The sequence below is a fragment of the Methylobacterium sp. Leaf465 genome (assembly GCF_001424705.1).
Classification (GTDB): domain Bacteria; phylum Pseudomonadota; class Alphaproteobacteria; order Rhizobiales; family Beijerinckiaceae; genus Methylobacterium.
Genome location: NZ_LMRA01000034.1, coordinates 471,756 through 484,616, shown reverse-complemented (window position 1 = coordinate 484,616; position 12,861 = coordinate 471,756). Strand labels below are relative to the sequence as shown.

Sequence of the window (12,861 nt, the reverse complement as noted above, 5' to 3'; positions counted from 1 at the left end):
GCTGCGGGCCCCGTCCAGCATGACCTGGGTGCCGACCACGTTGGTGCGGATGAAGGCACCCGGATCGGTGATCGAGCGGTCGACATGGCTCTCGGCGGCCAGGTGCATCACCGCCTCGGGCCGGAAGTCGGCGTAGAGGGCGTGCACGGCTCCTGGGTCGCAGATGTCGGCCTCGACGAGCCGGTGGCGCGGGTTGCCCGCTAGCGGCTGGAGCGAGATCGGGTTGGCCGCGTAGGTCAGCGCGTCGAGCGTCGCCACCGCATGTCCGAGGTCCTGCACCAGGTGCAGGACCAGAGCCGATCCGATGAAGCCGCAGCCGCCCGTCACCAAGATGCGCATGGGTCGTTTTTTCCTCTCAGACCGATCCGGTTGGGAGCATAACCCGATTTCCAGGGCTCGACTGCCGTCGATTGTCTGACGGAATCCGCATCGGTCGGCGACATCTTCTCAGCGAAGCTCTATCATGCCCGTCTTATGGTTTCCGAATGTCTATGCAGACAAGGCATCAAGCTGGAACGGAGACAAACGGCTCGTTGGAGCTGGGTCAGAAGAATTGATGATGGGGCGAGTTGAAATTGAGAGAGTGCTCAATTCCTTCAGATAAGGGCTTGCGTACGATGGGAGAATAGAATTTTTCCGCCGTCAGGCATGAACGGTTCGGATCGTCCTGTGCTCCGGGGCCGGAATTTTGTTGGGTCTGTTGAGATCCTAACACTAGCACCGTCAGCAAAAGCGATGCCAGCTTGAGCTGCAGAGCAACCCGGACGCCGGAATTCAGAAGGAATATCAGAGAGAACGACGCTGGACGGGCTCGGCGCGCAGGGCGTTGATTCCGCTCATCGGGCAAGGAATTCAGTCGGCTGGACAGAAGCGAGAGGCGATATCTATTGCCAAAGATTCTAGACATCCAACCGCCAATTCCGCAAAAATTGCTAGAGTATGACACCCAATTCAGACAAGCATATTTTTATTAATAGCATAAGAATAGATATGATGCTGACTACTCCACCAGATTTTAATCTCGATCCATTAGTCCACTTTTCACACGGCATTGACTTTTGTTTAAGCGGCAAATTTTGACATCAGGCGCGAGCCGTGTAGGAGGCAGTAGAGAATTTTCGGGCTGAAATGACCAAGTACGTTTAAACGTCTCTTTCTCAAGCTGGCGCAAGGCGCATGGAGGCGCTCATTTTAAAAGCACCGGATTCTGAGCAGAGCATCCCTAAACAGATTTATATCGTTTGGGCGAAATATCAGCGTCGCCCGACATCGATGGATGCTTATTTTGGTTATCGCGTACATTTCGTGCCGCCTCCATTTGCACGCTGGACGGCATTAAAAATTCTGATCGGATATCCGCTTCAAGTCCTTCAAACGGCCAGAATTGTGCTGATGGGGAAGCCCGACGTTGTCTGGGTGCAGCTACCTCCGAATTTTCTCGTGCATCTCTGCCTGCTTCTACGCCTTTTATCGGTGAAGAAAGGTCCCCGCTTGGTTGCCGATATTCATAATTCCGCGCTCGCCGCTCCCTGGCTGCAGGTTCCATTCACGCACCGTCTGATGCGAAGCTTCGATTTGGTCCTCGTCCACAATGAAATCATACTCACGACAGCACACGGCCTCGGGGTCGATAAGCGCAATTTGAGAGTGCTCGAAGATCGCTCTCCCGACTACCAAACGGTCTCGACAGCCCCACCTAGTGGACGCCCGTGCTTCGTCATGCCCTGTTCGTTTCACAAGGACGAACCAGTGCGTAATGTGATCGAGGCCGCACGATTGTTGCCCGACTACGACTTCAAGATTACCGGTCTGAAATCCCGCGCAGCTCAGCAGGGATTCATGGATGCTCTGCCAAGCAATGTCACCTTCACCGGATTCCTGCCCGTGCATGCCTACGATGCACTCCTCGCCCAGGCATCCGGAATCCTGTGCCTGACGACCATGGACGGTGTTTTGCTCAGTGCGGGGGGGGAAGCGGTCGGCGCAGGGAAGCCGATGATCGTCAGCGATTTCCCGCTTCTGCGGAGCCTGTTCGGCTCCGCCTGCTTTGTCGACAATTCGGTCGCAGGCCTGATGGACGCTTGTCAGACCATTGCCGGCGACTACGCCCGCTTCGCGGCTCAGACTGCGCATCTCCGGGACAGCGAAGAACGCAATCAGCGCTGGCTTTCGCAGGCAGCACCGATCCGACAGTTCCTAGTGGCTTCCGAGCCTGGATCCCAGCTATGACCATCATCGACAAAATCCGAGAGCGCCTGCTGCTTCGCCGCGAGCGTCAGAACGAGTACGAAAGCCAGGCACTGCGCCGTTACTTTGCATCTCGCTACGACATCACAATCGGACTTTACTCTTACGGCTGCTTCGATCGATGGCGGATTCCGCCCGGTTCGGTCATTGGCCGATACTGCTCGATTGCAAAAACCGCACGCATTCTCGACGCCAACCATCCCATCGATGCCTTGTCCACCCACCCCTATTTCTATGATCCCAGCTTCGGCATAGTCCGGAGCGATCGAACGGTGAAGACGCGGATTGTCATTGAGGATGGCGTCTGGATCAGTCACAACGCGACGATCACACCGGGATGTGGGCGTATCGGGCGCGGAGCGATCATCGGTGCCGGCGCGGTCGTCACGAAGGATGTACCTCCGTATGCCATCTTGGCCGGCGCACCGGCCCGCGTCGTCCGCCTGCGCTTCTCGCAAGCGACCATCGATCGGATCGAGGAGAGCTGCTGGTGGGAGTTGGACAAGACAGCCTTGTCCCAACTGGTTGCCGAGCGCCCGGACTTCGTCTTCGCACCCGCATCCGCCGCGGCATGATTCTCGCCCGAGACGGGTTTCGCGGCGGAGGGTCCCTTCGAGGGATCGCTTAGAAAGCCTCGGGCAGGACCTGCCCACCGCGCGAGGGGTCCTCGTGGCGAGGACGCCGCAAGCTAGAATTGGGAATTGAAAAAGCCGTGAGCTACTGCGCGATCGTCATCGTTGGTTTCCGCTGTCCAGACGACATCGTCGGATGCGTCTCCAGCCTGAGGGAAATGGACGGCCCAGACCATACGATTCACATCTGCGAGAATGGCGGTGATACGGCTTTCGCAGAGCTGTGCGCTTCCCTGCGTCCACTCTGCGAAGCCGACGCCTCTGCGCCGGACTTGTCGAAGCGTGGGCTTGCCACGCGCGTCCTCACTCTTTCGGATGGCAAGACTCGCATCTTTGTTCATCGGGCGCCGGGCAACCTCGGCTATGCAGGTGGAATCAACGCCGTCTTGGACCATCTCGCCTCGGACCCGGACTGGGATGCGATCTGGATCCTCAATCCGGATACGGCGCCCGAGCCGGCGGCTTTGAAGTCCCTGAAGGCACGGGCGGCACAGGGTTCCTACGGCGTAGTCGGAAGCCGCATTGTCCTGACTCACAATCAGCGCATCCAGATGTACGGGGGCCGCTGGCGCCGTTGGATTGCACGCGGTTGGAATATCGGGCTTGGAGAGCCGGCCTCCGCCACGCCGGACATCGCACAGGTCGAAGCCGAGATGCAGTATGTCTGCGGGGCCTCGATGTACGTCATACGGCCGTTCATCGAGACCGTCGGCCCCATGGAGGAGGGCTATTTTCTCTATGCCGAAGAAGTTGACTGGTGCCTGCGGCGAGGCAGCTTCAGGCTGGGCTACGCGCACGAGTCCATCGTCCACCATCATCATGGCGCCACGATCGGCTCGAATCACAGCCGGAAGGCACGTTCCAGCTTCTCCGTCTTCCTCGATGAGCGAAGCAAGCTGCTCCTCACACGACGGTTCTACCCAGGAATCTTTCCGCTCGTGGCCGTCTCGACGCTCCTCCTGACGACACAGTATGCTGCCCAGGGAGCGTACAAGAATTTCGGCGTCGCGCTGGCGGGCTGGTTCAGCGGCCTCAAGGGTGACACCGGCTTTCCGGCAAAATTCGCCCCTCCGCCGGCGCGCCCGTGAAAAGGGTCGAAATGGGGCTGTCGCGGTGCAAACTCGACGTTTGCAACGCAGCACGGCCTTCAAACAGACATCCTTTCGGCTATGGTGGGGTCGTCCGTCGACGCTGGCCGGGGCGAAACATCCGGTAGTCGCGAAATGGATTACGGTGACTGATGATTGAGACGAATGTCGGGTATGCGGTTCCATTCCCGGAACGGCCGACTCTGGTCAACGAGATCCGCGTCGTCTTGTCGATCCTGCGCCGGCACCTTCGCCTTATCCTGGCCCTGACGCCGATCGGTCTGTTCGTGGGCTACGCCGCAAGCTACCTCGTTACGCCGACCTATCAAGCGACGGCACAACTGTCTCTGGATCCGCGACGCGTCGCGATCGCTCAGCCGGTCAATGCTCAGACGCAGCGCCGCGACGAGCCGATGATCGACTCGGGACGTGCAGATACGGAAGCGGAAACCATCAAGTCGGAAAGCGTGGTCCGCGGCGTGGTCACCTCCCTGGACCTGCAGAACAATCCAGAGTTCACACAGGCCTCCCCAGGGCTGATCGCATCGATCAAGGGTCTCTTCTCCGAGGACGCGCCGCCTCCGGACGAAGAGGACCGCATCGCCAACACGATGATCGCCGTCTCGAAAAGCCTCAAAGTCGATCGGGTCGACAAAAGTTATTCGTTCACGATCTCATACGACGCTCGCAACCCGGATCTGGCTGCGAAGATCGCGAACGCTTTTGCCGAAGTCTACATCAAGAAGCAGCTCGATGCGGACTACGAGGTCACACGGCAAGCGGTCACGTGGCTGAAGGCCAGGACCGACCAGCTTTCTGACCAGATGCTCAAGGCTTCGCGAGCTGCAAGCGAGTACCAGAGCAAAGCAAAAATCGCGCGCTCGGATGGAAAGCTCGTCGACGAGCAGCAACTGCAAAATCTCAGCACGCAACTCGCCGATGCCGCCTCCCAGCGGGCCCAGGCGAAAGCACGTGTTGATCAGGCCATGAACTTCTCGCCCGACTCGATTGGTGAACTGACGGTCACGGATGCGCTGCAGAACACCGTCATTTCGAAACTTCGCACACAGTATCTCGATCTGGCAAACAAAGCCGATTCTCTGGCATCCCGGTACGGCGAGACCCATGCCGCCGTCATCAAGCTGCGGGCCGATGCGAAGGCGATCCAGGACTCGATCCGCAAGGAGCTGCTGCGTTACCAGGAAAGCTACAAGAACGACTACGATGTCGCCCTGGCGCGTGAGAACTCGATCAAGACCAGCCTGGCCGAGCAGTTCGAGCGTGCGGCTGCGACGGGCGAGGCACAGGTCAAGCTCAACGCGATGGAAGCGCAGGCCCAGTCTTTGAAAGCGTCCTATGACGGTTTCATGCAGCGCTACAACGATGCTCTGCAACGCCAGAATTTCCCGATCAGCGAAGCGCGCGTCATCGGCGCCGCCGCCCCGCCGTCGCTTCCGAGCAAACCCAAGCGGATCCTCTTCGCGGCCGGTGGTGCAATCCTGGGCCTTTTCGGAAGTCTGACGGGCGCCCTGACCCTCGAACTGATGCACCGGAAGATCAGGACGCGTTCCGAAGCGGAGGCAGCCTCGGGCATCGAATGCTTCGGATACGTTCCGCGGGTTCAACCGAACGGGCAGCGGCGTGCCCCCGCCGGCTGGCGGATGCCACTCGACTTCGCCGCACGCAATCCCTTCACGATTGCAGCGGAGACGCTCCGGATTGCGAAGACGACGATCGATCAGCGCGAGAACGAAGCGGGCTGCCCGGTGATTGGTGTGATCTCCTGCGTCCCCGACGAGGGAAAGACCACCCTCTCCGCCAACCTGGCCTTCGTGCTCGCTCAGAACGATCGGCGCGTACTTCTGATTGACGGCGACATGCGCAATCCGAGCCTCTCCAACGCGATCGCTGCGCCGCAGGGCAGCGACCTGCCCCACGGTACGGTCGTCACGGCTGCACCGATCTCGCTTGTCCGTCGTCCGGATCTTCCCTTCGACTTCATTCCAGCCCTGACAAGCACGCGGCCGGAGTTCGGCGACTACCAGAACGCGACCGGCGGGACGCGGAATGGCGTACCCGTGACGAGCCTCGAGTCCGATTACTTCCGTGAACTGATCGATAAGGCCAGGGCACATTACGACTATATCGTCGTCGATCTTCCGCCGATCGTTCCGCTGTCGGATGTCCGGGCGGTCTCAAGCTCGATCACCAGCTTCCTGCTGGTTCTGGCATGGGGCAAGAGCGACCCGCAGATCGTCAGCGAAGCGCTGGAATCGATCCCCGGGATATTCGACAAGCTGACGGGATCGATTCTCAATATGGCCGAGATGAAGGATTTGCCGCGATACGGTGAGCGCGTCTCGACCTATTACAGCTCCAAGTATTTCTCCCATTAAAAGGTAGCGTGCGTGGTCACGCTTGCCGGTTGATCTCAGAGGCAGCGACCGATGCGCCTGGCGGCCATATCCAAGGCGGGGGCGCTGGCAGTCCTCGGAGCAACGGAGATAGGCGTTCCATTCGTGAGGATGATCATCCTCACGCGCATTTTGGGACCCTACGAATTCGGCTTCGCTGCCGCGCTGACCGCGAGCTACGGTGCGGTCGAACAGATCACCGATACGAGCCTCTATCGTTTCGTTCTGGCATCCCCCCGGGAGCGCTACGAGGAGGCTCTTGCCACGGCGCATGGCATTGCCCTGGTGCGCGGCATCCTGGTCGCACTGCTCATCCTGACGCTGAGTTATCCAGTCGGTTGCGGCATGGTCAGTTGCGGGGAGTGGTCAGGCTTCGCCTGGCTCGCGCCACTGCCTCTCATCAAGAGTCTCGAGAACCTCGAAGTTCGCGTCTACGAGCGGGACTACCACTATAAGCCGCAACTCGCAGCCTCGATCCTGTCTCACGGCTGCGGTATCGCCGCGATGCTCGTCGTCGGCACCCAAACCGGGACACATCACGCACTTCTGGCCTACCTGCTCGTTCAGGCCTGCATCAACGTGGCCATGACGCATCTGTTGGCTCGGTCGCAGTTCGCCGTCATCCTGCGCGGCCCGTTGACGGGTCAGGCACTTCGCTACTCCCTGCCGTTGATCGTGAACGGCATGGGGAACGCGATCATGACCCAGGGCGACCGTCTCCTCGTGGGGGCGATGCTGGGGCTGCAGACATTGGGTCTCTACGCGGTCGTGATCCTGACCTCGTATGTCCCGACATCCGGCCTGTTCCGCCTTCTGGGGCCCATCCAACTGGCCGGCCTCGTCAACGCCTCGACGCAGCCGAGCGTGTACGCCGCCAGGCTCCGCCTCTACGCGCGGGCAGTCCCGATCGTCGCAGCCATCTACGCGTTGGGTTGGGAGGTCCTCGCCAAGAGCTTCCTGCCGGCCATCTTCGGTCCGCGCTTCGTGGCGTCCGACCTGACGATCTTGCTGGTTGGCCTCGTCGTTTATCTGAGAATCTGCCGCACGGAGCCGGCGACGTCTGTCCTCCTGCAGACCAGTGGAACCGGACAACTCGCGATCGCGAATCAGATGCCGATGCTGGGCCTCGCGCTCGGGGCGCTGCTCATGTATCTGCGTCCACAGCTTGAATCCCTTCTGGTTGGGATGACCATCGGCGAACTCATCGCGTTCGGCGCCGCGCTGTACATCGTACGGTCAAGACTGGGTTCCGCCTGGCGAGATGCCGTCATCTCCAGTGCAGTCTTCATCGTCCCCCCCCTGGTCATCGGTCTCCTGTTTGCAACGATTGCCGCTCTCGATCCGCTCTCGTATCGCATCTACATCGGCCTGAGTTGCGGCATCGTGATCGCCGGCGCAGCCTGGATCCTCCTGGCGCAAACCGCTCGGGACGGCTACCTTCGCGCGCGCGCACCGATCGGACCGGCAGCAGAGGAGGCTGGTCGAGGTCAGGCAGCAGAATGAGTGCCTTCACGCGACGCATGGCGGTTACCCGGACGATCACCCCCGGACTGCGTCGGCTCGCGGCGCGGAATGCCCAGAGCCGCTATCGCACGAACACGCGGCTCGCCTATTGGGTTGCCTGGCTCTTTCCGGGCTTCCTCTTCGCGCCCTCCTCGCTGACCTTCGTCACGGGCGCTCTGACACTTCCGCGTCTGACCCTGTTCGCTGCGGCTGTGCCGGCCTTTCGCGAGCTCTGGCGCAAGCTCACGACGGGCGGATACATTCCGATCGCGTCCGACGTTCTTGTCCCTCTGATGTCCTTCTGGATGTTGTTGACCCTGGGTATTTTGGAGGGGGTGAAGGGGCTTGTGGGCTACGGAGCTGTTGCGGCGATCGAATTCACGCTCGCCTACGTCGTCGCCCGAGTCTTCTTCGGAACGACCTCCGGCTTCCAGCAGATGATCCGTGTCCTCCGATTCGTTCTCGTCCTTCTCGTCATCACGGCCGTTCTCGATACCCTGACCGGCCAGCATTTCGTCTGGACGATTGGCCGGATTCTTTCGCACGCACCACTCGATGACGTTCCTGCACGGCGCTTCGGACTGGTACGCGCCCAGGGATCTCTCGAGCATCCAATCCTGTTCGGCGTATTCTTCGTCGTATGCCTTCTGATGATCGGGCATTCCGCGATGCGGACGAGCGAGAAGGGATTGTGGATCACGGTTTGTCTGCTTGGCGTGTTGCTGCCACTCTCGTCAGCACCCTTGTTGTCGCTGAACATGTCGATCGGCACGATCCTTTTCCTCCGGGCATTCGATCGCTTTCCGTGGCGGATGGTGGTCTTGCTCACCACGGCCCTGTTCCTGCTCACCACATTCTTTGCGCTCGTCGATGATCCGCTGACGACGCTGATCCGCAATCTGACGTACGATCCGCAAACCGGCTTGTTCCGTGTGCAGATCTGGCAGTGGGTCGGTCTGAACGTCGCCCGCGCCCCCTGGATGGGGATCGGCTTCGCCGACTGGCTACGCTCCGACGACATGCCGCCGAGCATTGATTCCCTGTACCTGATTCAGACCATCCGGCACGGTTTCCCGGCCCTAGTGCTCCTGATCCTGTCAATGCTCTCGACGGGCATCACGATGCCGCTGAGACCTCAGACCCGCTATCCCAATCCCCAGATCACGATTCTCCGCCAGGGCCTAGGAATCGTGATCTTCATCATCTTCTTCAACGCCTTCACGGTGCACTTCTGGGGCGCGACTTGGACACTGCTCGCTCTGGTTCTGGGGGCGAGAGCGGGTCTGTCGGAAAGCCTGTACCTGCATCCGTCTGCGCGTGACGATTCTCCGCCGTCGGCTCTACCACCGATGCGTCGCACGTGGCGCATGGCCCGTGCGTGGGGCAGACCTCCGCGTCCGCCAGCGCGCCCGAATGAATTGTCCAACGGCGTCCGATGATGCTGGGCTGGAGCGATACATGTGTTGATGGGCACAGGACGCGACGGGTCTGCTTCATGGTGCGCGACCGAATGCGGGCCACCAGACCCCGATTGTCCGGCTGGGCGATCGAGACCGGGCCCGCGAAGTCCGTTGACTTTGATCCCGGTTCTTGTCGAAGGCAGGGATAAGGCACGTTTGCGCCGCCAGCATCCAGAGCCGGGGGCGCCTATCGGCAGTAGGTATCGTGAGCCATGAAATTGGGATCGCTGGCCCTCGCCCCGTAAGGAGGGCGCCTCGAAACACGTCTTGTCGGACACTGATGTCTTCGTGTCGGGTGAGCCTTTGGGCAGGAGTGACCGCAACGGTGCTGGTTGCGACGGTACAACCGAGCCGAAGCGAGGATCGCCCGCTCCGCATCGTCACTTTCGGCACCAGCCTGACGGCGCGCGGCGCATGGCAGGATGCGCTGGCTCGCGCCATTCAACCCTGCGTCGCGCGCCCCGTGGAGGTTGAGATCCTGGCCCGCAGTGGCGCCTCGTCGGCCTGGGCGCTCACCGCCGTTGCCGATGTCGTTGCATTGAGGCCCGACATTGTCCTCATCGAATTTTCGGCGAATGATGCCGCTTTGGATCGATGGATTCTGCCGTCGACGAGCGAAGCAAATCTTCGGACCATCATCGCCCGGTTAAGGCACGGATCCACCGTGCCCCGTATCGTTCTCATGGCTATGAATCCGGTGATCGGGCTACGCGGTGTCCTCAGGCCTTTTCTGAACTATTACTACGATATTTACGCTCGCGTTGCGGCGCAAGAAGGCCTCACCTTCATAGACCATCGCCCTGGATGGCGCGCCTTGTCCGTGTCCGAACTCGCTGCCGCTCTCCCGGATGGGAGCCATCCCAGATCCGAGATTGCGACACGGATCATCGTGCCGGCGATTAAGGAAGCCTTGTTTCCGCACTGCGGCGCCTGATACCATTTTTGGTTGATCGCTTCGGTCATCTGGGTTGGAACGAACGCCCTCGCCCGTGGGAGAGAGGGTTAGGGTTAGGGTGAGGCACGTGCCCCCTCCGACATGGTCGCACTCTGGGCGATGTCCGCAACGCCGTCGCTGCTGGCGGGTTGGAATTCGCATCAGGTCCTCGAACCGGCCCTTCCCGATCCAGCGCCGGAACTCACCCTAGACGGTACGCGACGGCGGACTGCGCGTTGGCAGCGCCCGCCACGCGGCCACGATCCGCAGGTGCCACACGATCGCTGCCAGCTTTGGCCGCGGAGACGTCGCTCCCGGACTGCGGGGTGAATCCGCCCGCGCCACCCGGCGGCTTATCCCGTCCAGGTCCGCCTGCAGCACCGTGTCCTTCAGGCGCACCTTATGACGCGTCCGATGTCGGTCGGTCCGCATCTGCTCTCCACGCCGCCCTGCCGGGGGGCATTCCTGTTTGTACGCGAGGGTACAGATGGGAACGACTGGCTGAGGAGCGCAAACAGACCTTGGGAAGGATTGCTTAGGTATCTCCCCGGTTCGACGACGATACGCTGACTTGCATTGCATTTTATCGAATCATCACACGCGGACTTAGAGGGCGTTCGGCGAACGTGATTGCAGGATAAGTTCTTACGCCTCCTAAGAAAGAGGCAGCTAGAGGCAGTCATGCAGATCGCCAAAGACATCGCGAAAATCGTTTCTAATAATTCGCTGACTGGCATCGCTGGGGTTGACGCTCCTGTCGGAAACCCGCTTGGCTTATCGCAGCTGAAGATCTTTACAACTTTGACCAGTGCCGACGGAATTTATTACAATAAGGCTCTCAACACACTCGTCGTAACCAAGTCTGGCGTCACCTTCGATGGCTACGATTTTCGCGGCGTCGCGATCATCGTGCAGGCTGACAACGTGACGATCAAGAACTCAAGCTTCGACGCGTCGGTTGGCACCTACTCCATCACCTCGGCGGCCGGAACGAAGAACCTTACGATCGACCGGTCCAGCTTTGACGGTCTCAAGCTCGACCGCGCTGGGTATGTCGATTTCGTGGTCTCGCGGGGTTACAACACCGTCATCACGAACAGCAGCTTTGTGGATGCGCCGAACGATGCGCTGAGCATTCAGAGCGGGACGATCTCGGGCAACTACATCGCGGGCGGGGGCTATGCGAGCGGTGCACATTCCGACGGCATCTGGATCCCCAAGACGATCGGCCCGGTGGTCGTGTCCGACAACGTCATCGACTGGCGCCCCAGCGCGGATGCCCGGGTCGCCACCAACAACGCCGTGCGCATCACCGGCGAGGCCGGCAACGTCTCGGACGTTCTGGTCAAGAACAACGTCATCCTAGGCGGCAGCTACAGCGTCCTGGTCTCGGATGGCGCGACCCAGACACACTCGGCAGCCCAGGTGGGCTCGATCACCGGTGTACAGGTCGTCGGCAACGTCATCGATTACGGCCTGTACGGCGAACTCGAGCAGACCTCGCGGCCCAAGGACATGGTCTACGCCGACAACATGCATGCTAGCGGTCGCCCGGATGCCCCGGGCCTGGAAGCCGTGGGCGCCTTGCCCGACCTGTCGAGCCTCAACAAGATCGTCGCCGCCGCGCCCGGCGCGGCGATCATCGGCACGGCCAAGGGCGACTACATCCTCGGCGGCAGCGGCTCCAACTACATCGTCGGTGGGGCCGGCAACGATGTCATCGTCGGTGGCGGCGGTCGCGACTTCATCACGGGTGGCGGAGGCAAGGACATCTTCGTCTACAGGTCGCTGACGGACGATGGTGTCGACCGGATCTCCGACTTCAACCAGGGGCAGGATCGGATCGACCTCGCAGCGATCACGGGCGCCCCGAAAGTCCTCTCCAACTGGCAGTGGCTCGGTTCGGAAAGCTACACTGGCCACGCCTGGCAGCTGCGCTACACCTATGCTTCGGGCATCACCACGATCGAGCTCGATGCTGATGGCGACTTGAAGACCGACTTCAAGTTGGAGCTGAACGGCAAGATCGCCTTGAAGACCAGCGATTTCATCCTGGTCGACCGAGCTGACCTGGTGCCCACCCTGACGGCTTCCAACGCGAGCCTGACCCTGAAGCAGGGCATCGGCGGATCCTTCGCCGTGTCGGCCTCCGATGGTGTGATCCCGCTCGCCAATCACGCGGCAACGGTTCTGAGCATCGGGGGCACCTCGGTGGGTACGGTCCTGAAGGGTCTGTACGGCACCCTCGTCATGGCTTTTGACGGCAGCTACGCCTACACGCGCACCGCCGGATCGCTTCCGACCGATGCGGTCGACAACTTCACCTACACCATCAAGGATATCTGGGGTCAGGTCGCCAGTGCGTCGCTCAACATCGCCCTGAAAGATCCGAACTTGGCACCGACCATTGCCAACTCAGCCAACGCTGGCATCGTCGAGGGCACCGCGATCAAGCACGATCTGGCCGGCACGTTGGTTTATTCGGACGGGGATCTGGGGGACTTGCTGACGACGTCGATCGTCGGTCAGAGCGTTTCGTACGCGGACGCGTCGGGGGGGGATNCCGGCACGTTGGTTTATTCG

The 12,861-nt window shown here is 60.8% G+C and carries 8 protein-coding genes; 7 read left to right on the top strand and 1 reads right to left on the bottom strand.

Translation table 11 applies throughout. From position 1 onward, the window contains the following. A partial coding sequence (locus ASG51_RS17310; RefSeq protein WP_156389758.1) for a GDP-mannose 4,6-dehydratase occupies window positions 1-339 on the bottom strand: 339 nt, incomplete at its 3' end. A gap of 837 nt (window positions 340-1,176) precedes the next feature. Here ASG51_RS17310 and ASG51_RS23580 point away from each other — a divergent pair. The 7 genes from ASG51_RS23580 to ASG51_RS17275 all read left to right on the top strand — a co-directional run bounded on the left by ASG51_RS23580 (window position 1,177) and on the right by ASG51_RS17275 (window position 10,278). Further along, window positions 1,177-2,229, top strand: coding sequence for a glycosyltransferase (locus tag ASG51_RS23580; protein ID WP_082501510.1), 1,053 nt, complete (start codon window positions 1,177-1,179; stop codon window positions 2,227-2,229). Next, the gene (locus ASG51_RS17300; RefSeq protein ID WP_056382051.1) at window positions 2,226-2,822 is read left to right on the top strand and encodes a CatB-related O-acetyltransferase; all 597 of its coding nucleotides are present in this window, start codon (window positions 2,226-2,228) and stop codon (window positions 2,820-2,822) included. Before ASG51_RS23580 ends, ASG51_RS17300 begins: the two co-directional genes overlap by 4 nt. A gap of 137 nt (window positions 2,823-2,959) precedes the next feature. Continuing rightward, window positions 2,960-3,967, top strand: coding sequence for a glycosyltransferase family 2 protein (locus tag ASG51_RS17295; RefSeq protein ID WP_056277887.1), 1,008 nt, complete (start codon window positions 2,960-2,962; stop codon window positions 3,965-3,967). A gap of 152 nt (window positions 3,968-4,119) precedes the next feature. Then, complete coding sequence (locus tag ASG51_RS17290; protein WP_056219720.1) at window positions 4,120-6,363, top strand: Wzz/FepE/Etk N-terminal domain-containing protein; 2,244 nt, start codon at window positions 4,120-4,122, stop codon at window positions 6,361-6,363. Between the two features lie 129 nt (window positions 6,364-6,492). Then, entirely contained in the window at window positions 6,493-7,884 is a 1,392-nt protein-coding gene (locus ASG51_RS17285; RefSeq protein ID WP_162245248.1) for an oligosaccharide flippase family protein, read from the top strand. Then, a complete protein-coding gene (locus ASG51_RS17280; protein WP_056382047.1) occupies window positions 7,881-9,323 on the top strand; it encodes a hypothetical protein in 1,443 nt (480 codons plus the stop codon). The genes ASG51_RS17285 and ASG51_RS17280 overlap by 4 nt, the downstream gene beginning before the upstream one ends. 346 nt (window positions 9,324-9,669) lie before the next feature. Next, entirely contained in the window at window positions 9,670-10,278 is a 609-nt protein-coding gene (locus ASG51_RS17275; protein ID WP_056382046.1) for an SGNH/GDSL hydrolase family protein, read from the top strand. Window positions 10,279-12,861: the final 2,583 nt, after the last annotated feature.